Source organism: Kitasatospora sp. NPDC049258, assembly GCF_040678895.1.
Lineage (GTDB): Bacteria > Actinomycetota > Actinomycetes > Streptomycetales > Streptomycetaceae > Kitasatospora.
The window spans coordinates 248,686-270,666 of the sequence record NZ_JBFAQT010000005.1; the positions used below are offsets into that span (position 1 = coordinate 248,686).

Consider the following 21,981-nt stretch of genomic DNA (forward strand, 5'->3'; position numbering starts at 1 on the left):
AAGTTTTTCGAAGGAGTTCCGAGCGGCGTCCCGGGATACTGCTCGGGTGGCCGACCATCCGATAGTCCAGCGCCCCTCCGTCCGCCCTCCCGAACTCCCCGCGGAGGAACTCCTCGCACGGGCCGCACACCGGCCCTCGCTGCGCCGGGACCTCTCCCTCCCCGCGCTGCTCGCCGGCCTGGTGTGCATCGCGGTCTCCTTCTCCGGCCCGCTGGTCGTGGTGCTCGCCGCTGCCGCCGCGGGCCACCTGGACCAGGCGCACACGGCGTCCTGGATCTGGGCGGTCTCCATCGGCAGCGGGCTGACCTGCCTGGTCCTCTCATGGTGGACCAGAACCCCGGTGATCACCGCCTGGTCCACACCCGGCGCGGCGCTGCTGGTGGCCAGCCTGGGCGCGTACCCGTACCGGGAGGCCGTCGGTGCCTTCCTGGTGAGCAGCGCGGCGGTCGCGCTGTTCGGGATCACCGGGCTGTTCGGGCGGCTGATCCGGGCCATCCCGTCCGGCATCGTCAACGCGATGCTGGCCGGCATCCTGTTCACCTTCGGCGCCGGCATCTTCACCGAGCTGCGCGGCGCCCCCGTCCTGGTGCTGGGCTGCTTCGCCGCCTTCCTGCTGGCCAAGCGGCTGCTGCCGCGCTACGCGGTGCCGGTGGCGCTGCTGGTCGGCGCGGTGCTGGCGGCGGTCACCGTCGGCCTGCCGCTCAACCTGGGGTCCGGCGGGCCCACCCGGCCGGTGCTGACGCCGCCGGACTTCTCCTGGGCGGCCACGGTCGGGCTGGCGCTGCCGCTCACCATCGTCGCGCTGGCCTCGCAGAACGCGCCGGGCCTCGGCATCATGCGGGCCTCCGGCTACCGGCCGGACGACCGGCTGCTGATCGGCGCGACCGGCGGGCTGTCGGTCCTGCTGGCCCCGTTCGGCTCCCCGGGCGTCAACCTGGCCGCGATCACCGCGGCGATCTGCACCAGCCCGGAGAGCCACCCCGATCCGCGTCGGCGGTACATCGCCGGGATGTCGGCGGGCGTCCTCTACCTGCTGGTGGGCAGCTTCGGCGGGGTGCTGGTCAGCCTCTTCACCGGCCTGCCGCACGCGCTGATCGCGGTGATCGCCGGGGTGGCCCTGCTGGCCTCCTTCCAGGGCAGCCTGGCGGCCGCCGTCGCCGACGAACACGGCCGGGACGGCGCCGTGGTGACCTTCCTGGCCACCGCCTCCGGGATGAGCCTGTTCGGCATCGGCGCCGCCTTCTGGGGCCTGCTGCTGGGTCTGGCCACGCACCTGGTGCTCGGCGCGTACCGCCGTACCTCGTGAACTCGCCGCCAGGGGTGGGGCGCTGATCCCCACCGGTGCCGGCCCCGGGCTCACCGGGAGCTTGACCGAACACGGTCGATTTCGCCCAACCGGCCGGTAGGCTCTGGCCGTTCGGTGAGCGGTAGGCGGGGGAGCGGCGGCGTTCGCGCGCGTCCGAGTGGGCTGGGGCCTGGCATTGAGCGAGCTGGTCGAGGAGCGGGTGGGGTCGGCTGCGTCCGGCACCGGTGGGTCGCGGATGCGGCGCCGGCGACGGGTCCTGCTGGCGGCCGTGCTCGCGGCCACGGTGGTCGCCGGCGGCGGACTGGCCGCGGCCTCACTGGTGAAGTCCCCCGCCGAGCGGGCCGCGGACACCGCCCCGCCGCCGGACACGCTGCTCACCGCCCCGGTCACCCGCCAGGTGCTGAACCGCTCCGCGGTGACCCGGGGCCAGGTCTACCCGCCGACCCAGTACAACGTCACGCCGGTGGCCGCCTCGACCGAGATCAGCCAGCTCTACGTGTCCCGGACGGCGGTGCGCACCGGCGACCAGGTGGCCAACGGGCAGTTGCTGGCCGAGGTGTCAGGCCAGCCGCTGTTCGTGCTGCAGGGCCCGGTGCCGGCCTACCGGGACCTCAAGCCCGGCAGCAGCGGTCCGGACGTGGCCGAACTGCAGGCGGCGCTCCAGCAGTTGGGCCACGGCCACGGCGACGACCCGGACGGCAGCTTCGGCCCCGGCACGGCCGAGGCCGTCACCGGCTACTACCGGCGGCTCGGCTACCCGGCGCCCACCACCGGCGCGGCCACCCAGCAGGCGGTGGACGCCGCGCGCCGGGCGGTGGAGGCCGACCAGCAGGCGATCGACGCGCTCAAGGCCCAGCAGGCGGCTGCCACCACCCCGGCCGCCACCCCGGCCGCGCCCGGCGGCGCCGACCTCGGCCGGCAACTCACCGCCGCACGGAAGAAGGTGACCGAGGACAACGAGGCGCTGGCCCGGGCCAGGGCGGTGAACGGCCCGATGGTGCCAGCCGGTGAGGTGGTCTTCCTGCCGGCGCTGCCGGCCTCGGTCACCGCCGTGAACGCCACCGTCGGCTCGCCCGTCCAGGGCCCGTTGATCTCGCTCACCAGCGGGCAGTTGGCCGTCACCGGCCGGCTCGACCCGGGGCAGGCGGCCGGAATCGTCCCGGGCATGGCGGTGGAGATCCTCTCCGAGACCACCGGGCAGAGCGTCCGGGGATCGGTCGCCGAACTCGACACCCCCACCACAACGCCCCTGGCGGGCAAGGTGATCGCGATCGGCGGCGGGCCGGCCCCGGCCGGCGCGGGGGCAGCCGCGGGTGGCACCGGCGGCCAGGGCGGCGGGCCGGGCCAGGGCGGCCAGCAGGCCGCCGCGTACGTGCCGTTGCAGATCACCCCGGCCCAACCGCTGCCGGCCGCCTTCAGCGGCCAGAACGTCCGGATCACCGTGCTGCGTGACACCTCGGCCCAGCCGGTGCTGAGCGTCCCGGTGGCCGCGGTGTTCACCGACGCGGCCGGCCGGACCGCCGTGACCCGGGCGGATCCGGCCGGACGGCGCACGACCGTGCCGGTGACCTGCGGGACCAGCGCCGACGGCTATGTGGGTGTCAGCGCGGACGACGGCACGCTGGCCGAGGGCGACCAGGTGGTGGTCGGCCGGTGAGCCGGGCCGCCGCCGACGCGGTCATCCGGCTCGACGGGGTCGGCCGCAGCTTCCCCGGCCCGCCGCCGGTCACCGCGCTGCACCCGTGCGACCTGACCGTCCGGGCGGGCGAGTACCTGGCGATCACCGGCCCGTCCGGCTCCGGCAAGTCCACCCTGCTGCACCTGCTGGGCCTGCTCGACACCCCCACCAGCGGCCGGTACGTCCTCGACGGCATCGACACCGGCGGGCTCGGCGACCGGGACCGCTCGACCCTGCGCGGGCGCCGGATCGGCTTCGTCTTCCAGTCCTTCCACCTGCTGCCGCACCGGACCGCGGAGGAGAACGTGCTGCTCGCCCAGGTCTACAACCGCACTCCCCGCCCGCACCGCCGCCGGGCCGCCCGCGCGGCGCTGCGCCAGGTCGGGCTCGGCCACCGGCTGGACGCGCTGCCGACCACGCTGTCCGGCGGCGAGCGCCAGCGGGTCGCGATCGCCCGGGCCCTGGTCAACGACCCCAGCCTGGTGCTCTGCGACGAGCCCACCGGGAACCTGGACTCGGCCAACGCCGCGGCCGTGCTGGACCGGTTCGACCGGTTGCACGACGAGGGGTACACCCTGGTGGTGATCACCCACGATCCGGCGGTGGCCGCCCGGGCCGGCCGGACGGTGCGGATCGGCGACGGCCGGCTGACGGGGCCCGCGGCGGCCGGGCCGGCGGTGCGCTGAGATGGCCCGCTCCGCCCTCCCCGGGCCGGCCGCCCGGCTCGGCCTGCGCGATCTGCTCGCCGAGGCGCTCGCCGGGGTGCTCCAGCGGCCGGGCCGTTCGGTGCTCACCATGCTCGGCACGGTGCTGGGCGTCGGCGCCTTCGTCGCCGTGCTCGGGCTGACCGCCACTGCGTCCGGGCAGATCGGGCGGCAGTTCGACCTCACCAAGGCGACCACCGTGACGGTCACCGACAACCCGTCCCAGGAGGGCCTGGCGCCGGGCGCGCGGCCCCCGACCAGCTTTCCGCCGGACGCCGACGCCCGGGCCGGCCGGATCGACGGGGTGAGCGCGGCCGGCGTCTGGTGGCGGGTGCCCACCGACGGCCTGCGGATCTCCGCCTCCCCGACCGCCGACGGCGCGGCCGGGCAGAACCTGGCGCTGTACGCGGCGACGCCGGGCGCGATCGCCGCGATGGCGCCCACCCTGGCCGCCGGGGTCACCCTGGACCGGTACGCCCACCAGGCCCGGCTGCCGGTGGTGCTGCTCAGCCGGGCGGCCGCGAGCCGGCTCGGGGTGACCCGGTTGGACGCCCAGCCGGCGGTCTTCATCGACGGCCTGCCGTACACGGTGATCGGCGTCTACCAGGACGTCCGGCGGCTGCCCGACACCCTGCTGGGGATGATCGTGCCGAGCACCACCGCGCTGGACCGGTTCGGCAACCCCGGCCTCGGCGAGGACCAGGCCGCCCACCTGCTGGCCGCCACCCGGGTCGGCGCCGCCCCGGTGGTCGCCCGGCAGCTGGCGGCGGCCCTGCGGCCGGACGCGGTCGAGCGGCTCACCGTCACCCCGCCGCCGGACCCGCACACCCTCCAGGACCACGTCACCTCCGACCTGACCGGCCTGTTCCTCGCGCTGGCCGCGATCTGCCTGGTGGTCGGCGCGGTCGGCATCGCCAACACCACCCTGGTGGCGGTCCTGGAGCGGACCGAGGAGATCGGCCTGCGGCGCTCGCTGGGCGCCCGCACCCACCACGTGGCGGCGCAGTTCCTCACCGAGTCCACCGCCCTGGGCTCGCTCGGCGGCCTGGTCGGCACCGGTCTCGGGGTGCTGGTGGTGCTCACGGTGGCCGCGGTACGGGAGTGGAGCGCCGTCCTGCAGCCGCTGGCCACCTTGCCGGCACCGCTGATCGGCAGCCTGGTGGGCCTGCTGGCGGGCCTCTACCCGGCCGTCCGGGCGGCCAGGACCGACCCGCTGCGGGCGCTGCGCGGGGGCCGCTGAGCCGTCGGCCGGACGGCGTCAGGCCTGGTCCGACGGCCGGTGGCGGCCCGGTCGATGCCCTGGTCGGGGCCCGGCCGGCGCCCCGGACCGGCCGATCCGGTGAGCGCTTGCTCCGCCGGGGGGAACTTCCGCCCCGCCGCGCAGCGCGGCCCTCTTCGAGGGGTACGTCTCTCCGACCCCCCACCCGAGCGCCCCGCCGGGTGACCGGAGCACCGAGGACGACCCGTATGCCGTCTGGCACTCATGGCCGTTTCGTCCGGAGTACCGCAGCGCTGGTGCTGCTCTCGGCCGCCGCGCTGCCCGCCGTGCTCGAACTGGCCGCGCCCTCCCCGTCCACCGTGATAGGTCCGCCGGCCGGGCCGCTGACCGACCACGCGGCCCCGCCGCGCACCCCCCAGCAGGCCGACCTGCGGGCCCCGGCGGCACCGACCGTCGACATAAGGCGCTCCGGGGACCCGGCCAACCGGATCACCCTGGTCCTGCTCGGCGACGGCTACACCGAGGAGCAGCAGGGCGTCTTCCGGGAGCAGGCCGACCGGGCCTGGCGCGCGCTGATGGAGATCGAGCCGTTCCGCACCTACCAGGGCTACTTCAACATAAGGCGGGTCGACGTGGTCTCCCCGTCCGCCGGCATCGCCGAGAGCGAGTCCACCGGACGCTCCACCCGGACCCCGCTCGGTATGCACTTCTGGTGCGAGGGCACGGCCCGGCTGCTGTGCGCGGACGAGTCCGCCACCGCCCGGTACGCGGGGGAGGGCGCCGGGCCGCAGTACCTGATCGCGCTCGCCAACTCCAGCGAGTACGGCGGCGCCGGCGGCACCGGGGTGACCACGCTGGCCGGCGGCAGCCCGGACGCCGGGCGGATCATCCAGCACGAGATAGGCCACACCGTCGGCGAGCTGGGCGACGAGTACGACAGCGCCCCGGACGACGCCGACTACCCCAACCTCTCCACCGTCGACGCCGACCAGATGCGCCGGACCAAGGTGAAGTGGTGGCGCTGGCTGGACGCGCCGTCCCCGGACGGCGGCGGCACGGTCGGTGCGTACCGCAGTGCCAACGGCCTCTACCGGCCGACCGAGGACTCGGTGATGCGCACCCTCGGAGGCTCCTACAACCTCCCCTCCCGGGAGGCGATCATCGAGCAGGTCTACCGCCGGGTCCGCCCGCTGGACGGTGCCAGCCCGGCTCCGGGCGAGGTCGGCACCCCGACCCGGCTGACGGTGCGCCCGCTGCAGCTGACCGGGGCCAGGCAGCTGCGGGTGGACTGGACGGTGGACGGGGTGGCGGTGGAGCCGCAGGCCCCGGACCGGACCTGGCTGGACACCGCTTCGCTGGGGCTGGCCCCCGGGCACCGGGCGACCGTGCAGGCCACCGTCACGGACAGCACGGACTGGGTCCGGGACGAGGGCTTCCGGCAGGAGTTCATGACCCGCTCGGTGAGCTGGACGGTGACCGGGTGACCGGGTGACCGGGTGACCGCGTGACAGGTGCCGGGTGGCCAGTGCCCCGGCGACAGGTGCCGGGTGGCCGTGGGCGGGCGGACCCTGCCAGATTGATCATTTGATGGGATGACTAGCCTGGGGCCACCATGACCGTGGACCCCGTGGGCGCCGCTCGCTCCGTACCCGTACCCGTACCTGTTCCCGTCTCCGCCGCCCTACCCGGTCCTCGGCCGGCGGTGCCCCCGCCGGTGACCGGGCCGCCGGGCGGGCGGGGGGCCTGGCTGGCCTGGTCGATCGGCTGCACCGTCTACGTGCTGGCCGTGGTGCACCGGACCAGCCTCGGGGTCGCCGGGCTGGATGCCACCGAGCGGTTCGGGATCGGCGCCTCCGCGCTCTCCACCTTCTCGATCCTCCAGGTGCTGGTCTACGCGGCGATGCAGATCCCGGTCGGGCTGCTGGTCGACCGCTTCGGGCCGCGCCGGGTGCTGCTGCTCGGGGTGCTGCTGATGAGCCTCGGCCAGCTGGCGTTCGCGCTCAGCACCTCCTTCGGGCCCGCGCTCGGCTCGCGGGCGGTGCTGGGCTGCGGGGACGCGATGACCTTCATCAGCGTGCTGCGGGTGGCCGCCCGCTGGTTCCCGGCCGCGCAGAACCCGCTGATCGCGCAGCTGACCGGGCTGGCCGGGATGGGCGGCAACCTGGTCACCACGGTGGTGCTGGCCGGGGCCCTGCACCGGGAGGGCTGGACCTTCTCGTTCGGGGTGATCGCGCTGGCCGGGATCGCGGTCTTCGCGCTGGTCGCGCTGCTGCTGCGGGAGGCGCCGGCGGCGCCCCCCGGGCGGGCCGGCGAGACGGTGCGGCGGCTCTCGGTCCGGCGGCAGATCCGGGACTCCTGGCAGGAGCCGGGCACCCGGCTCGGCATGTGGGTGCACTTCACCACGGCCTTCCCCGCCGCCGCCTTCGGCCTGCTCTGGGGCCTGCCGTACCTGGTCGAGGGCCAGGGCATGACCAGGGGCGCGGCGGGCGGGCTGCTCACCCTGCTGGTGTTCAGCAACATGCTCTTCGGGGTGCTGTTCGGCCGGCTGGTCTCGCGCACCCCGGCCTCCCGCATGCCGATCACCTGCGCCGTGGTGGCCGCCACCGGGCTGTGCTGGGCGGTCGTGCTGGCCTGGCCGGGCGGGCACCCGCCGCTGTGGCTGCTGGTGGTGCTGCTGCTGGTGATGGGCAGCAACGGGCCCGGTTCGCTGGTCGGCCTCGACTACGCCCGTGCGTACAACCCGGCGGAGCGGATGGGCACCGCCTCCGGGATCGCCAACATGGGCGGCTTCATCGGGGCGATGCTCACCCTGCTCGGCATCGGCGTTCTGCTGGACGCCCTGTCGGACGGGGCCGGCTACACCGCCGAGACGTACCGGTGGGCGTTCTGCTGGCAGTTCCTGCCGCTGGCGGTGGGGGCGGCGATGATCCTCCGGCTGCGCCGGGCCGTCCGGCGCACCCACCCGCAGGCCTGACGGCCGCCGACCACGCGCCCTACAGCTGGCCGGCCGCCCGGAGCAGGTCGGCGATGGCCGCCGGCCCGCCGTGCACCCGGGCCGCCCCGAGCTCGCACACCAGCGGCCCGGCGGCTGCCGCGGTCGGTGCGGGGGTCTGCGGTGCGCCGTGCGGGTCGCGGTGCGGTGCGTCGTGCGGCCCGGGTGCGTGCCGCAGGTGGCGGGCCAGGTCGACCAGCTTGAGCCGGGCGCAGCGCGCCAGGGCCCGGCCGCCGCGGATGCCGACCCGCTCGATGCTGCGGCACTCGTAGTACGGGCCGAACGGCGGGCCGCTGTCCTCCTCCCGGCTCGGCATCCGGAAGTCCATCTCGCCGTGCCGGCAGTGCACCGTGCCGTCGGAGCGGACGTGAATGCCGGTGGTGCCGTGGTGGTCGATCTCCGCGACCACCTCGACCCGCTGCCCGACGGCCCCGGCGAGGGACTCGGCCATCCGCTTCCGCTGCCGCGGGAGGTCGGTGTCGCCGCGCCGGATCGAGGGCAGCAGCTCGCCGACGACCCAGTCCTGGAAGGTGCGGGCGGCGGGCTTGTCGGAGCGCATGACGAGGGCGTAGAGCCCTGCCTCGCTGACCAGGTTGAGGGTCGGGTTCCCTCGCCCATAGGGTTTCTGACCTGCGACTTCGTCATTACCCTCAATCCGATTGATGGTAATCGAGTGGCTATTCACCGTCCGGCTCCGGCCCGGTCCGGCGAGCTTGCTGGCCTGGGTCGGATTGGTCAGCCCCAGCACCTTGCACACGTCCACCGTGGCGAACCACGGCTCTCCGTCGATCATCACGACCCGGATCGGCTGCCCGGTGCCCGGGAAGCTCGTCCGCACCAGCTCCATGTCGGCCTGGTCGTCCATGGCCGCCCCTCCTTCACGTTCGGTGACGGGCTGCCCGGAACAACGACACCGAACGGGTGACGTACCGGTACCGAGCCGACGTACGGGAGTGCGGGAGGGGCCTGCCGGCGCGCGGTGGTACGCGTACACCCGGTCGGATGTAACGCGCAGTGGTACCGACGATCAGGGGGTCAGTGCGAAGTTGGCCAGGACCCGGGCCGCCAGGTCGGTGTCACCGACCACCCGGACCGCGTGGGTGACGGTGTCCGGGCGGACCCGGCCGCAGGCGAGGCGGAGGTAGGTCTCCCAGTCGAGGGTGAGCCGGACGTCCGGGGCCAGGGTGACCGAGTCGTCCACCGAGCCGCGGCCGCTCTCGTCGACCCGGACGGTGCGCCGGAACTCCAGCGGGCCGGTCACGTCGAACATCACCGCTGCCCCGGCCGGGGCGGCGGCCAGCTTGGCGACCACCCGGGGCAGGCCCTCCACCAGGTAGTCGCGGCTGACGACGGCGGCGGGCGAGTCGAGGTTGCCGGGGGTGTGCAGGGCCCGCCGCAGGTCCTGCTCGTGCACCCAGACGTCGAAGGCGCGGGTGCGCAGCAACTGCTCGTAGGGCAGGTCGCGGGAGAGCGGACCGGCCGGCCAGCGGACCAGGTCCTGCGGGCCCTGCTTGGCGTTGCGCAGGGCGCGGCTGCGGCGGATGACGGTGTAGTCCAGCTCACCGGTCAGCTCGACCGGGGTGTGGCAGCGCCGCTTGTCGACCGGGAGCTCCATGTAGCGGGCGAACTCGCTGGTGACGTGGCGCAGGTCGCGCGGCAGGGAGTGGATCGGCCGTGGGTCGCCGAGCAGCTCGGACTCGATGCCGATGATGTGCGAGACCACGTCCCGGACCGACCAGCCGGGGCACTCGGTGGCCCGGTTCCAGGCGTCGGTGGGCAGCGGGGCGAGCAGCTCCGCTATCGCCTCGATGGAGTGGAGCCATGCGTCGGTGTACGCCTGCACGGTCTGGTTCTCCGTCACGGGAATCTCCGGTCCTCCGTCAGCTTCCGGGCCACGTGGCCCGGGAGAGAGGGGAGACTCCTGAGCTTCCGGGCGCACGCGCTACCCGCACGTTACGCTGCCGGGTGACAGCAGGGCAGCGCTTTCGGGTGATGATCGTAGGACTCTTGTCGTGGACGGTGGTACTGTGCGCGCTTCTTTGATCCAACTCGCGGTCTCCGACTCCGAGCCGCCGGCCGAACGGCGGGCCAGGGCGGCCGCCCTGGTGCGTGCGCAGGAGGGCGCCGACCTGGTGGTCCTCCCGGAACTCTGGCCGCTCGGCGGGTTCGCCTACGAGACCTGGGGCGCCGGAGCGGAGACGCTGGAGGGGCCCACCGCGGAGACGATGTCGGCGGCCGCCGAGGCCGCGGGGGTGTGGCTGCACGCGGGTTCGATCGTCGAGCGGGACCCGGACGGCCCGATCTACAACACCTCGCTGCTGTTCGCCCCGGACGGCGAGCTGGTGCACACCTACCGCAAGATCCACCGGTTCGGCTTCGACAGCGGCGAGGCGGTGGTGATGGGCGCCGGGCAGGAGATCGTTACGGCCGCCACCGATCTCGGCCGGATCGGCCTGGCGACCTGCTACGACCTGCGCTTCCCGGAGCTGTTCCGGGCCCTGCTGGACGCCGGGGCGGAGCTGCTGGTGGTGCCGGCCGCCTGGCCGGCCAAGCGGCTGGAGCACTGGACGCTGCTCGCCCGGGCCCGGGCGGTGGAGGAGCAGGCGTACGTGCTGGCCTGCAACACCGCGGGCACCCACGGCGGGGTCGAGCAGGCCGGGCACAGCCTGGTGGTCGACCCGTGGGGCCGGGTGCTGGCCGAGGCCGGCGGGGACGAGGAGGTGCTGACGGTCGACTTCGACCAGGCGGAGGTGGCCAAGGCCCGGGCGGAGTTCCCCGTGCACCGGGACCGGCTGCTCGGCATTCCGGCGCCCGTCCAGCGCTGACCACGGGAGCGGTCGCAGGGCCAGCCTGAGGGGCGCTCGGAGGGGCGGTCGCGGGGGTGGTGACCGGCTGCTGTGATTAGGTCCGCTTTTGCCAGTCCTTGACATGCTTGGCACCCGTGTGCGCAACTTTTGAGAAGGTGAGCCTGCGTCGCGTTCAGGCCGGTGGAGGAGGGGAGGTCAGGGGGTGCCCGATTCCCGCATGTCCGGTGCCGGCCCCGGCCGTCCGCCGTCCGGCTTCGGCCTGCCCGGGTTCGGCCTGCCCGGCTCCTTCGCCGCCGGCGCCGACGGCCGCCCCCCGATCAGGCGCAACAGCCTGCGGGAGCAGATCGCCGACGCGCTGCGCGAGGAGATGATGGCCGGCCGCCTGCCGGCGGGCCGCAACTTCACCGTCAAGGAGATCGCCGAGCTGTACGGGGTCTCGGCCACCCCGGCCCGGGAGGCCCTGGTCGACCTGGCCGCCCAGGGCCTGCTCCGGGCCGAGCACCACCGCGGCTTCACCGTCCCGGAGTTCGGCTGGGCCGACTTCCTGGAGATCTTCGAGGCCCGGGCGCTGCTCACCGACAGCGCGATCCGCCAGCTGCTGGTCCGGGCGCCCGGCTACGACTGGAGCCGGCTGCCCTCGCTGCGCCGCCGGGCCACCGCCGCCACCCAGGCCTCCCGGGCCGGGCAGCTGGACGTGCTGGTGGGCTGCGACCTGAGGTTCTGGCAGGAGGCGGCGGTCCTGCTGGGCAACGCCCGGATCGCCGACTACCTGGGGTGGCTGCGGGTGCAGTCCTGGATGTTCACGGCGCCCTACCTGCGCGCGGCGGGCGACCTGGCCGGGGTCTGCTGGGACGGGCACGGCGCGCTGGTCGACCGGATCGAGGAGCGCGACGTCACCGGTGCCCAGCGGGTGGTCAACGAGTACAACGTGTTCACGGTCGAGCTGCTGGCCCGGCTCACCGGGCAGCCGCTGGACTCGGTCTCGGTACTGCCGCTGCTGCGCGGCCCGTTGGCGCACCCGCCGGTCGTGACGGTGGTGTCCGAACCCGTCGAGGACGAACCGGCCCTGCGGCCGGCGGCCGGTCGGCCGGGCCTGGGCCTGGGCCGGGTGCCGCTGCCCAGGTTCGTGCCGCCGGGGCGGTTCGGCCGCCCGCTGCGGCTGTCGCAACCGGAGAGCGGGGAGCCCGCCCCGGGCCGGTAGGGTGGGCCGTCATTGCCCGCCCGCCGCGGTGCCCCGCACCCGGCGCCCGCCCACCGGAGAGGGTGAGCCGGCCCATGGCCTGCGACCTCTGGCTCGTCCCGCTCGTGGACGTCCTGACCCACAGCCCCGAGAATCCGTTCCGGGACGACCTGGTCCGCTACAACGCGGTGCTCGCCGCCCACGGTCTGCCCGAGGTGCCGGTCTACCAGTACGTGCCCGGGATCAGCGGGGAGGTCGAGCCGATAGCCGCGTTCGACTACGATTCGCTGCACTTCCTGCGCCGCGCCTACATGCTGGGTCTCACCGGGTTCGAGATCACCCCGGTGGACGCGCTGGGCGGCGACTACGAGCAGCTGCTGGAGATGTTCGAGTCCACCGCCGAACAGTCCCACCTGGTCTGGCACTTCGACCACGCCGGGGCGTACGTGCCGGTGGACTTCCAGTTCCCGCTGGTGGACGACGGCCTGCTGGCGGCCGGTGGCCCGCTCGGCTCCTCCTTCGGCCTGCTGCGCGAACTCCACGCGGTCGCACCGGTGCTGGGCATCGACGTGCTCGACCCGCCGGCCCCGACCCGGCCGCTCGGCCCGACCGAGCTGCAGCAGCCGTTCGGCCCGCCGCTGGACGACCTGCACCCGTACGCCCGGGAGCGGCACGCCTGGGCCGGGCTCTACGCGGCGGCCACCCGGAGCGTCACCCAGGGCTCGATGGTGGTCTTCGCCTGATCCGCCCGATCCGCCGGTCCCGCCGCGGGGGCGAGCGCGGGGTCGGGGCGCGGGGTCGGGTGCGCCGCTCAGCGCAGCGGTCCCTCCGGCGGACGCTGGCGCGGCATGGTCGGCCGGGTGCCCGGCGGCGGCAGCACCCGTACCTGGGCGCCCACGCCGCCCTCGCTGCGGCCGCCCCACAGGCCCGGGGACTGGGTGGGCAGCTGCGTCATCGCGGCCCGGAATTCCAGCATCCACTCCGAGGTCTCGCTGCGGACCATGTCCGAGACGTCCTCGCAGAACCGCCGCAGCACGCCCAGGCAGCGCTCGGCGGCCTCGCCGGCGGTGCCCTCGGTGGGGCCGAGCACCTCCCGCACGCACTCCGAGGCCCAGTCGAACTGGAAGGCCTCCAGCCGCCGCTGGAGCGCCTGGGAGGTGGAGACGTCGCGCATCCAGCCGGAGGTCAGCCCGAAGGCCCGGTCGGCCAGCAGGCAGGCCGCCGACAGCGCCAGCCCGACGTACCCCCACGGGGCCGCCCGGTCCAGCACGCCGGTGAGCGCCACCAGCGGGGCGCTCACCCCGCCGACCGCGAAGGTGGCCGCCCCGAACCGCAGCAGCCGGGCCCAGCGGCGCTTCCAGACCCGGTCCCGGCGGTACCAGTCGATCGCCTCGACCGCGCGCTCCTCGGACCAGCGGTAGAGCTCCTCCAGCCGCTCGGCCGGCTCGCCCCAGTCGCCCAGCGGGAACTGGCGGGCACTCAGGTCGGTATGGCGGCGGCGGGTGGGGGTGCGCCCGGCGGCGACGGGCAGGACGGGCTGGTCCTCCTCGCCGACGTCCTTGCCCCAGGCACTCTCCTCGGGCTGCATTTCCGGCTGGCTCACCTGTGGCGCTCCCTGTGGCGGGGTGACTGCGGAGGCCCGGCGGGTACCGGGACCGACAGTGTGTGGATCTGATGCTGCATCGGGCCGGGGCCGATCCGGCCGCCTGGCGTCCGGTTCGGTGACTCCGTGCGCGGGTGTGGGCCGCCCATGGTGTCGCGTCCCGGCCGACGGCCGGTCATTGGTCCAACAGCACTTCTTACCGCCAAATGGCTGACCGTGGGGGCGCTTCGGAGGTGATCGTTATCCGAATTCACCTCCGGAACGCGAGGTCGGAGGGTTGCGGCGGGTGGCGAGATTTCACCCTTCCGAGCGAGGCGCGAGTGACGCCGGTCACTGACCCGGGGGCGCGGGCGCCCCAGGGTTTGTAGCTTCCTCCATCCGGAAGGCCGGAATTTCCGACCGGACTGGGAGGATCCGACGGAGCCGGGGGCGGCCGTGAACAGGCCACCGACTACCCTTCCAGACGTGAAGGTCCTCGTCATCGGCGGCGGCGCCCGCGAACACGCCCTGTGCCGCTCCCTGTCCCAAGATCCCGCCGTCAGCGAGCTGCACTGCGCCCCGGGCAACGCCGGGATCGCGCAGGTGGCGACGGTCCACCCGGTCGACCAGCTGGACGGAGCGGCGGTCGCCGCGCTCGCCCAGCGGCTGGCCGCCGACCTGGTCGTGGTCGGCCCGGAGGCCCCGCTGGTCGCGGGCGTCTCCGACGCCGTGCGCGCGGCCGGCATCCCGGTCTTCGGCCCGTCCGGCGAAGCCGCCCAGCTGGAGGGCTCCAAGGCGTTCGCCAAGGACGTGATGGCCGCCGCCGGCGTGCCCACCGCCCGGGCCTACGTCTGCACCACCCCGGCCGAGGCCGCCGAGGCGCTGGACGCCTTCGGCGCCCCGTACGTGGTCAAGGACGACGGCCTGGCGGCCGGCAAGGGCGTGGTGGTCACCTCCGACCGCGCCGAGGCGCTGGCGCACGCCGCCGCCTGCGAGCGGGTGGTGATCGAGGAGTACCTGGACGGCCCCGAGGTCTCGCTGTTCGCGATCACCGACGGCGACACCGTGCTCCCGCTGGTCCCGGCGCAGGACTTCAAGCGCGCGCTGGACGGCGACCAGGGCCCCAACACCGGCGGCATGGGCGCCTACTCCCCGCTGCCCTGGGCCCCCCAGGACCTGGTGCGGGAAGTGCTGGAGACCGTGCTGCAGCCGACCGTGGACGAGCTGCGCCGCCGCGGCACGCCGTTCTCCGGGCTGCTCTACGCGGGGCTGGCGCTGACCTCGCGCGGCACCCGGGTGATCGAGTTCAACGCCCGCTTCGGCGACCCGGAGACCCAGGTGGTGCTGGCCCGGCTGGACACCCCGCTCGCGGGTGTCCTGCTGGCGGCCGCCAAGGGCACCCTGGACACCCTGGAACCGCTGCGCTGGCACGACGGCGCCGCCGTCACGGTGGTGCTGGCCTCCGAGGGCTACCCCGCCGACCCGCGCACCGGCGACGTGATCGAGGGCCTGGCCGAGGCGGACGCCGCCGACGGCACGGTGTTCGTGCTGCACGCCGGCACCCGGGCCGACGAGGCCGGGCAGGTGCTCACCGCGGGTGGCCGGGTGCTGTCCGTGACGGCGGTCGGCGCCGACCTCGCCGAGGCCCGCGAGCGGGCGTACCGGGGCGTGGCCCGGATCGGCTTCAAGGGTGCGCAGCACCGCGGCGACATCGCGCTCAAGGCCGCCGCGCAGTAGCGCGGCCCCGCGCCGTACCGGGCGCCGCCGCCGGACCACCCGTCCGGCAGCGGCGCCCGCCGGTTTTCCGGGTCCGGCCCGGTGAGCGCGGCCGGCCGAGGTTTTCCAGCCCATCGGGTGACTCCTTGGGTATCCGGCTGACGGGACGCCGCGGACCGCCGTAGGGTGCGCTGAATCGCCGTGGCCTGCTGGGTGCCGCCGTGGTCGCCGCCGGTGGCGGGGCCGCGCCGGGGGGATGCTGGGGCCGCCGGTGTGTGCGCGCCGTCATCAGGACGGGTGGAATCACGGGCGATCCGGAACACCCAGCTGCATGCGGGCGTCAAAACTGTCAGAAGTGCCACGCAGGATGCACAACCGGGGGTCGGCTCCGCCGTTTCCCGTTCGGATATTGATCGTTTCCGAGAGGTCTCGGGTGTCCTGATCGTTGGTCCCGGCGGATCACCGGTCACAGCGGCAGTCGAGTGCCGCGAAGGGGGTGTCGCGCCGTATGGCCGCTGCTTACGCTGCCCGTGCACGTGCCCAGGCCGTGCTGCGGGTCCGCGGGCTCGCCCTGGCCGCCGCCGTGCTGCCGGCCGCCCTCGGGGTGGTGCTGCTCGCCGGTCGGTTCACCGGCCGGATCGGTGCGCCCGGCTCCCCGGACGCGCCCGGTTGGGACGCGGTCCGCTGGGCGGTCTGCGGCGTCGCCGCCGTCACCCTCCTGCTGGCCGGCCTGGTGGCGCGCTCGCAGTCCCGGGCCGAGCCGCCGGTCACCCCCGCCGTCCCGCTGGCGGAGTCGGCCGCACCGGAGCTCCACCGGCTGATCCGCGAGCTGGCCGACCGGCTGGAGGTCCGTGCGCCGGCCGGCATCGCCCTCACCCCGGACTGCGACAGCTGGCTGGAGGACGGCCGCCCGCACCGCCGCGGGCGCCGGGCCGAGCCGCCCGCACCGGTGCTGGTGATCGGCTCGCCCTTCCTCTGGTGGATGCGGGCCGGCGAGCTGCGCGCGCTGCTGGCCCCCGTGGTGGCCGGCGCCGCGGCCTCGGTCGACCCCGACATCGCGGCCGCCCGCCGCTTCGTCCGGGCGCTGGACGCCGCGCTCGGCACCCGCCACCGCGGCCCCGCCGCGCTCGTCGACCGGATCAACCGGGCGCTGCTGGCGGCCTGCCGGGAGCACTCCGCCGAATTGGAGCGGGCCGTCGCGGCCTGGGCCTCCGAGCAGGCGAAGGCGGTCGACTACGGCCTGCGGATCGCCGCCCAGGAGCAGGTCGGCCTGGCCTACGCCGGCTGGGACCGGCTGCTCACCAGGGTCGCGCTGCCCGCCTGGCGGCTCGGCCGCCACCCCGAGCACCTGAACGCCGGCGTGGTCGCCGCGCTCACCGAGCTGTCCCGCCGGGACCGGCTGGCCGACGGCTACGGGAGCCGGCTCGGCGACCGGCCGGCCTGCGACCTGCTGGAGGAGCCCGGCCGGGTGGACGAGGCCGTCTCGCTGCTGGCCGCCGGCCTGCTGCACGAGCCGCCCGCGGTCGGCTGGCAGCCGCTGGACTGGGCCGACTACCCGGCCGAGGTGGTCGACCGCGGCTGGCGGGTCCAGGCGGTCGCCCTGCAGGCGGCGATGGACGGGTCGGGCCCGGTCGGGCCCTCCGCCGCGCCGACCCTCACCCGGCTGCTCGGCCGGCTGGCCGGCGGCGAGGGGGAGGCCCTGGCCGCCGCCCTGGCCGGCGAGGTGGCGCACGCGGCCCGGGTCGCGCCCCCGCTGCCCCCCGTGCGCAGCGGGCGCGAGCTGCTGGTCGAGCATGTGACGGCGATGGTCTGCTGCGCGGCGGTCGACACCGGGGTGGCCACGCCGGGGCTGGACTGGCTGGACGGCCCGGTGCTGCTGATGGCCGACGGCCGCCGGGGCGAGCCGGCGGCGGCGGTCGCCCGAGCGGTCGAGCAGGGCGAGGACAAGCCGCTGCGGGCCTGGTTGGAGGCGGCCGGGGTGCGGCTGGAGCGGCCGGTCCGGCTGCCGGGCTGACCGGGCGCGGCCGGGGGCGCTCCGCGACGCCGGAGTTTCCCCACCACCAGTTGCTACCGTTGGGTGACGCAGCGCCAGCATTGTGTGGTCTGCTGGACGGCACGCACATTCGGCTGGCACGTGCCGGCGGAGCATGTGCGACTCGCTGTGGGGAGGGCGTGTGGGGAGAGAACTCAACCGCCGCTGGGAGTCCGCCACGCTGGCCCACAGCGTGTCGGATCCCTTCGGACAGGGGCCGCTGCCCTGGCTGCGCAGCCCTGACGAGTACCTGGCGGGGGTCGAGGCCGCCGTCCCCTGGTACGTCAGCGTGGACGCGCCGGGGCAGGAGCCGGTGGCCGGGCCGCGGCCGCGGCCGCCGGTCGGCACCCCGAAGAACTCGGACGACGTCGACCAGCAGATCAAGGGCTTCGCCTCGGCCGGGGTGATCCGCCCCGGTGGCTCGGTGGACTTCCGGGTCACGGTGAACCCGCCGCGCGAGTTCACCGTGGACGTCTACCGGATCGGCCACTACGGCGGCGACGGGGCCCATGTGGTCACCTCCAGCCCGCTGATCGCCGGGCTGGCGCAGGCCGCACCGCTGGTGGTCGGCCGGACGGTCTCCTGCCACCACTGGTGGCAGTCCTGGCGGTTGCAGGTCCCGCAGCACTGGCGGCCGGGCGCGTACGTCGCGGTGCTGACCACCGCGGACAACCTGCACCGCAGCCACATCCCCTTCACCGTACGGGACTTCGTCGAACAGCCGGCGCCCGCCGCGGTGCCGGTGGGCCCGGCCCGGCCGACGGGGTCGACGGCGTCCGCCGTGACGGCCGAACGGCGTTGCCCGGCGGCCGAGTTGCTGCTGGTGCTGCCGGACGTGACCTGGCAGGCGTACAACCTCTTCCCGGAGGACGGGCGCACCGGCGCCAGCCTCTACCACGCCTGGGACGGCGGGGGCCGGCTGGTCGGCGAGTCGGAGGCGGCCGTGACGGTCTCCTTCGACCGTCCGCACGCCGGCGCGGGCCTGCCGCTGCACGTCGGCCACGCCTACGACTTCATCCGGTGGGCCGAGCGGTACGGCTACGACCTCTCCTACGCCACCGCCTCCGATCTGCACGCCGGGCTGGTCGACCCGTCCCGGCACAAGGCGCTGATCTTCCCCGGGCACGACGAGTACTGGTCGGAGCCGATGCGGCGGGCGGTGGAGGGCGCCCGGGACACCGGCACCTCACTGGTGTTCCTGTCCGCCAACACGATGTACTGGCGGGTCGATCTCTCCGCCGCGCCCTCCGGGGAGCCCAACCGGCTGCTCAACTGCCGCAAGCGCCAGCGCGTCCGGGCCGGGAACCCGGCGGCCGGGCCGGCCGGGGCCGCCAGCGCGCTCTGGCGGGACGCGGGCGAGCCCGAGCAGCACCTGCTGGGCGTCCAGTACGCGGGCAGCGTGCCGGCGCCGGTGCCGCTGGTGGCCCGAAACACCACGCACTGGCTGTGGGCGGGCACCGGCCTCGCCGAGGGCGGCGAGGTGCCCGACCTGGTCGCCGGCGAGGCGGACCGCTACTTCCCCAAGGTGGCACTGCCCGAGCACACCGAGCGGATCCTGCTGGCCCACTCGCCGTACCGGGACTCCGAGGGCCGTCCGGCGCACCAGGAGACCTCGCTCTACCGGGCGCCCAGCGGCGCGTACGTCTTCGCGGCCGGCACCTTCGCCTGGTCGCCGGCGCTGGACCGGCCGGGCCACACCGACGAGCGGATCCAACGGGCCACCGCCAACCTGCTCGACCACCTGTGCAAGGAGGGCTGAGCCGAGGCGGCGGGCCGGGGGAGGCCGGGGGAGGCCGGGGGAGGCCGGTCGGGCGCGGCACCGGCCATGACAGACTCGGGGGCAGTGACCTCCCCTTCGCGGCCCGCAGACACGCGAACCACCCCTGAGGACTGAGACGACCTTGAGCGGATTTGTCACCAAGCCCGAGCCGGTCCAGGTGCCCGGCCTGGTCCACCTGCACACCGGCAAGGTGCGCGACCTCTACCGGTCGGAGTCCGGCGACCTGGTGATGGTGGCCAGCGACCGGACCTCGGCCTTCGACTGGGTGCTGCCCAACGACATCCCGGACAAGGGCCGGGTGCTCACCCAGCTCTCGCTCTGGTGGTTCGACCGGATCGCCGACCTGGTGCCCAACCACGTCGTCTCCACCGAGGTCCCGGCCGGCGCCCCCGCCGACTGGAAGGGCCGCACGATGATCTGCCGCAGCCTGGACATGGTGCCGGTGGAGTGCGTCGCCCGCGGCTACCTGGCGGGCTCGGGCCTGCTGGAGTACGAGGCGGACCGCACCGTGTGCGGCATCGCCCTCCCGGAGGGCCTGGAGCAGGGCTCCGAGCTGCCCGCCCCGATCTACACGCCCGCCCTCAAGGCGGAGGTCGGCGAGCACGACGAGAACGTCTCCTACGAGGAGACCGCCCGCCGGATCGGGGCCGAGCTGGCCACCACCCTGCGGCAGACCACGCTGGCGGTGTACGGCCGGGCCCGGGACATCGCGCGCGAGCGCGGGATCATCCTGGCCGACACCAAGTTCGAGTTCGGTCTGCTGGACGGCGAGCTGGTGATCGGCGACGAGGTGCTCACCCCGGACTCCTCCCGGTTCTGGCCGGCCGACCAGTGGCAGCCGGGGCGCGCGCAGCCGTCCTTCGACAAGCAGATCATCCGGGACTGGCTGGCCTCGCCCGCCTCCGGCTGGGACCGCCACGGCGAGCTGCCGCCGCCGGCCCTGCCCGCGGAGATCGTCGAGCTCACCCGGGCCAAGTACATCGAGGCCTACGAGCGGCTCACCGGCACCACCTGGGCCTGACCGCCCGGAGCCGGACGAAGGGCGTCGGGGTGACCCGGCGCCCTTCGCGCTCGCCGCCCCGGTCAGATCCAGCCGTGCTCGCGGGCGATCCGGACGGCCGCATGGCGGTTCTCCGCCCCGAGCTTGGTGGCCGCGGCGGAGAGGTAGTTGCGGACGGTGCCCGGGGACAGCGCCGCGCGCTCGGCGATCCCCGTGATCGAGGCGCCGTCCGCGGCCAGTTCCAGCACGTCCGTCTCGCGCGGGGTGAGCGGGCTGTCGCCGGCGCTGATCGCGTCGGCGGCCAGCTCGGGGTCGACGTAGCGCCCGCCCGCGTGGACGGTGCGGATGATCCCGGCGAGGTCGGCCGCGGAGACGGTCTTCGACAGGAAGCCGCGGACGCCGACCTCCAGGGCCCGCTTCAGGTAGCCGGGCCGGCCGTGACCGGTGACGATCATGACCCGGCAGTCCGGCAGCACCCGGCGGAGCTCGGCGGCCACCTCGATCCCGTCCAGCCCGGGCATCTGCAGGTCCAGCACCGCCACGTCCGGCCGGTGCGCCCTGGCCATGGCGAGCGCCTCGGGGCCGGACGCCGCCTCGGCCACCACGCCGAGGTCCTCCTCCAGCCCGAGCAGGGTGGCCAGCGCCCCGCGGATCAGGTGCTCGTCGTCGGCGAGCAGGACACGGACGGGTTCGGTCATCGGGCGGCCACCTCCAGGGCCGGTGCGGGGGTGCTGAGCGGGAGCGCGGCGGTGAGCCGGAAGCGGCCCGCGCCGACCGGCGGGAGGGTCAGCACGCCCCCGTGGGCGGCCAGCCGCTCGCCGAGCCCGGTCAGGCCGGTGCCGGGCCGGCCGAGGTCCTTGCGGTCGGCGGGCACCCCGTCGTTCTCCACCTCCAGCACGGCGCGGCCCGGCTCGGCGCGCAGCCGGACCGAGCAGTTCGCCGCCTCGCTGTGGCGCAGCACGTTGGTGGTGGCCTCGCGGACCACCCAGCCGAGCACCGACTGGGCCACCGGCGGGAGCGTGACGGTGTCCGGCCCGAGGTCGATCTCGCAGGCGACCCCGGCGGCGCGCAGCACCGAGCGGGCGCCGGCCACCTCGGCCCGCAGGTCGGCGGTGCGGTAGCCGCGGACCACCTCGCGCACCTCGCGCTGGGACTCCTGGGCGATCCGCTGCACCTCGGTCATCTGGTCGGCGGCCTCGGGGCGGCCCCGGCGGGCCAGCTGGACGGCCAGTTCGCTCTTGAGCGCGATGGTGGTGAGGTTGCGGCCGAGCACGTCGTGCAGGTCGCGGGAGAAGCGCAGCCGCTCCTCGGCGACCGCCAGCTGGGCCTGCCGCTCGCGGGCCTCGTCGAGCTCCCAGACCACGCCCGCCAGCCAGGCCGAGCACCGGCAGGTGGCGCCGACCACGGCGAGCGAGAGCGCGGTGCCGGTCAGCAGGCCGAGCGCGGTCGCCGGGGAGAGCCCGGAGAGCAGCATGGCGGGCAGGGTGAGCAGGACCGCTCCCAGCGCGACCAGGGCGGCGGTGGCCCGGTCGGTGAGGGCGACCGACACCGGGGCGAACCAGAAGACGAGCAGCGAGCCGACCGCGGCGGCGTTCGGTACCTGCTCGCCGCCCGGCGCGGCCGGATCGGCCAGCAGCAGGGCCGAGACCCCGGCGACCATCAGCAGCGCGGCGGCCAGCACCCAGCCGGTCGGCCGGGGGCGGCGGCCCAGGTAGTGCGGCAGCGCGCGGCGGAACAGCAGCAGCGAGAGCGCGGCCGAGGCCAGCGAGGTGGCGAGCAGGAGGGCCGCGGGCGCCGCGGCCGGCGCCGGGCCGGCCGTGCTGCCGAGGGTCAGCAGCGCCAGCAGCGGCTGGATCAGCACCATCGCGTACAGCGACCAGCGGACGTAGATCTCGGTGCGCTGCGGCTTGCCGCAGGCCCGCCACCGTTGCAGCGGCCGCAGCTCCATCCGGTCCCCTCCCACGACGTGCTCGTGCCCCCATCCT

At 75.3% G+C, this 21,981-nt stretch carries 18 protein-coding genes; 13 read left to right on the plus strand and 5 right to left on the minus strand.

What is annotated here, in order from left to right:
* Window positions 1-46 precede the first annotated feature (46 nt).
* The 6 genes from AB0K43_RS07175 to AB0K43_RS07200 all read left to right on the plus strand — a co-directional run bounded on the left by AB0K43_RS07175 (window position 47) and on the right by AB0K43_RS07200 (window position 7,881).
* On the plus strand, window positions 47-1,306 hold the full coding sequence (locus AB0K43_RS07175; RefSeq protein WP_363636666.1) for a benzoate/H(+) symporter BenE family transporter: 1,260 nt from the start codon (window positions 47-49) through the stop codon (window positions 1,304-1,306).
* A 175-nt stretch (window positions 1,307-1,481) separates the two neighbouring features.
* On the plus strand, window positions 1,482-2,963 hold the full coding sequence (locus AB0K43_RS07180) for a peptidoglycan-binding domain-containing protein (RefSeq protein WP_363636668.1): 1,482 nt from the start codon (window positions 1,482-1,484) through the stop codon (window positions 2,961-2,963).
* A complete protein-coding gene (locus AB0K43_RS07185) occupies window positions 2,960-3,670 on the plus strand; it encodes an ABC transporter ATP-binding protein (RefSeq protein WP_363636670.1) in 711 nt (236 codons plus the stop codon). Before AB0K43_RS07180 ends, AB0K43_RS07185 begins: the two co-directional genes overlap by 4 nt.
* Before the next feature lies 1 nt (window position 3,671).
* A complete protein-coding gene (locus AB0K43_RS07190; RefSeq protein WP_363636672.1) occupies window positions 3,672-4,928 on the plus strand; it encodes an ABC transporter permease in 1,257 nt (418 codons plus the stop codon).
* A gap of 227 nt (window positions 4,929-5,155) precedes the next feature.
* On the plus strand, window positions 5,156-6,391 hold the full coding sequence (locus AB0K43_RS07195) for a M64 family metallopeptidase (RefSeq protein WP_363636674.1): 1,236 nt from the start codon (window positions 5,156-5,158) through the stop codon (window positions 6,389-6,391).
* Between the two features lie 230 nt (window positions 6,392-6,621).
* A complete protein-coding gene (locus AB0K43_RS07200) occupies window positions 6,622-7,881 on the plus strand; it encodes an MFS transporter (RefSeq protein WP_363636676.1) in 1,260 nt (419 codons plus the stop codon).
* Window positions 7,882-7,900: 19 nt separating this feature from the next.
* Here the strand turns inward: AB0K43_RS07200 and AB0K43_RS07205 are convergent, their stop codons facing one another.
* Window positions 7,901-8,764, minus strand: a complete 864-nt coding sequence (locus tag AB0K43_RS07205; protein WP_363636678.1) for a BRO family protein — start codon at window positions 8,762-8,764, stop codon at window positions 7,901-7,903.
* A gap of 162 nt (window positions 8,765-8,926) precedes the next feature.
* Complete coding sequence (locus tag AB0K43_RS07210; protein WP_363636680.1) at window positions 8,927-9,760, minus strand: maleylpyruvate isomerase family mycothiol-dependent enzyme; 834 nt, start codon at window positions 9,758-9,760, stop codon at window positions 8,927-8,929.
* Window positions 9,761-9,926: 166 nt separating this feature from the next.
* Between AB0K43_RS07210 and AB0K43_RS07215 the strand changes: the two genes are divergently transcribed.
* The 3 genes from AB0K43_RS07215 (at window position 9,927) to AB0K43_RS07225 (ending at window position 12,629) form a co-directional block, all read left to right on the plus strand.
* Window positions 9,927-10,724 carry a carbon-nitrogen family hydrolase gene (locus tag AB0K43_RS07215; RefSeq protein WP_363636682.1) on the plus strand — a complete coding sequence of 266 codons (798 nt, stop codon included), beginning with the start codon at window positions 9,927-9,929 and terminating at the stop codon, window positions 10,722-10,724.
* A 184-nt stretch (window positions 10,725-10,908) separates the two neighbouring features.
* Complete coding sequence (locus AB0K43_RS07220; RefSeq protein ID WP_363636684.1) at window positions 10,909-11,907, plus strand: GntR family transcriptional regulator; 999 nt, start codon at window positions 10,909-10,911, stop codon at window positions 11,905-11,907.
* Between the two features lie 74 nt (window positions 11,908-11,981).
* The gene (locus AB0K43_RS07225; protein ID WP_363636686.1) at window positions 11,982-12,629 is read left to right on the plus strand and encodes a hypothetical protein; all 648 of its coding nucleotides are present in this window, start codon (window positions 11,982-11,984) and stop codon (window positions 12,627-12,629) included.
* Window positions 12,630-12,697: 68 nt separating this feature from the next.
* On the opposite strand, the gene AB0K43_RS07230 is transcribed toward AB0K43_RS07225, so the two are convergent.
* Window positions 12,698-13,489, minus strand: a complete 792-nt coding sequence (locus tag AB0K43_RS07230; RefSeq protein WP_363636688.1) for an SLATT domain-containing protein — start codon at window positions 13,487-13,489, stop codon at window positions 12,698-12,700.
* Window positions 13,490-13,954: 465 nt separating this feature from the next.
* Here AB0K43_RS07230 and purD point away from each other — a divergent pair, with 465 nt between their 5' ends.
* The 4 genes from purD (at window position 13,955) to AB0K43_RS07250 (ending at window position 20,017) form a co-directional block, all read left to right on the plus strand.
* Window positions 13,955-15,205, plus strand: a complete 1,251-nt coding sequence (purD, locus tag AB0K43_RS07235) for a phosphoribosylamine--glycine ligase (RefSeq protein WP_363636689.1) — start codon at window positions 13,955-13,957, stop codon at window positions 15,203-15,205.
* A gap of 487 nt (window positions 15,206-15,692) precedes the next feature.
* On the plus strand, window positions 15,693-17,198 hold the full coding sequence (locus AB0K43_RS07240; RefSeq protein WP_363636691.1) for a hypothetical protein: 1,506 nt from the start codon (window positions 15,693-15,695) through the stop codon (window positions 17,196-17,198).
* Window positions 17,199-17,331: 133 nt separating this feature from the next.
* The gene (locus tag AB0K43_RS07245) at window positions 17,332-18,975 is read left to right on the plus strand and encodes a N,N-dimethylformamidase beta subunit family domain-containing protein (protein ID WP_363636693.1); all 1,644 of its coding nucleotides are present in this window, start codon (window positions 17,332-17,334) and stop codon (window positions 18,973-18,975) included.
* A gap of 142 nt (window positions 18,976-19,117) precedes the next feature.
* Window positions 19,118-20,017, plus strand: a complete 900-nt coding sequence (locus AB0K43_RS07250; RefSeq protein WP_363636695.1) for a phosphoribosylaminoimidazolesuccinocarboxamide synthase — start codon at window positions 19,118-19,120, stop codon at window positions 20,015-20,017.
* 62 nt (window positions 20,018-20,079) lie between these two features.
* Here the strand turns inward: AB0K43_RS07250 and AB0K43_RS07255 are convergent, their stop codons facing one another.
* Together AB0K43_RS07255 and AB0K43_RS07260 are read right to left on the minus strand one after the other, a co-directional pair.
* Window positions 20,080-20,694 (minus strand): response regulator transcription factor, encoded by a 615-nt coding sequence (locus tag AB0K43_RS07255; protein WP_363636697.1) that lies wholly within the window; start codon window positions 20,692-20,694, stop codon window positions 20,080-20,082.
* Window positions 20,691-21,944, minus strand: a complete 1,254-nt coding sequence (locus AB0K43_RS07260; RefSeq protein ID WP_363636699.1) for a sensor histidine kinase — start codon at window positions 21,942-21,944, stop codon at window positions 20,691-20,693. Before AB0K43_RS07260 ends, AB0K43_RS07255 begins: the two co-directional genes overlap by 4 nt.
* Window positions 21,945-21,981: the final 37 nt, after the last annotated feature.

Bases quoted from the DNA above. Each gene is read 5' to 3' on its own strand.
- AB0K43_RS07190 (WP_363636672.1), top strand. From the start codon at position 3,672: ATGGCCCGCTCCGCCCTCCCCGGGCCGGCCGCCCGGCTCGGCCTGCGC.
- AB0K43_RS07245 (WP_363636693.1), top strand. From the start codon at position 17,332: ATGTGCGACTCGCTGTGGGGAGGGCGTGTGGGGAGAGAACTCAACCGC.
- AB0K43_RS07205 (WP_363636678.1), bottom strand. From the start codon at position 8,764: ATGGACGACCAGGCCGACATGGAGCTGGTGCGGACGAGCTTCCCGGGC.
- AB0K43_RS07260 (WP_363636699.1), bottom strand. From the start codon at position 21,944: ATGGAGCTGCGGCCGCTGCAACGGTGGCGGGCCTGCGGCAAGCCGCAG.
- AB0K43_RS07255 (WP_363636697.1), bottom strand. From the start codon at position 20,694: ATGACCGAACCCGTCCGTGTCCTGCTCGCCGACGACGAGCACCTGATC.
- AB0K43_RS07240 (WP_363636691.1), top strand. From the start codon at position 15,693: ATGGCCGCTGCTTACGCTGCCCGTGCACGTGCCCAGGCCGTGCTGCGG.
- AB0K43_RS07225 (WP_363636686.1), top strand. From the start codon at position 11,982: ATGGCCTGCGACCTCTGGCTCGTCCCGCTCGTGGACGTCCTGACCCAC.
- AB0K43_RS07195 (WP_363636674.1), top strand. From the start codon at position 5,156: ATGCCGTCTGGCACTCATGGCCGTTTCGTCCGGAGTACCGCAGCGCTG.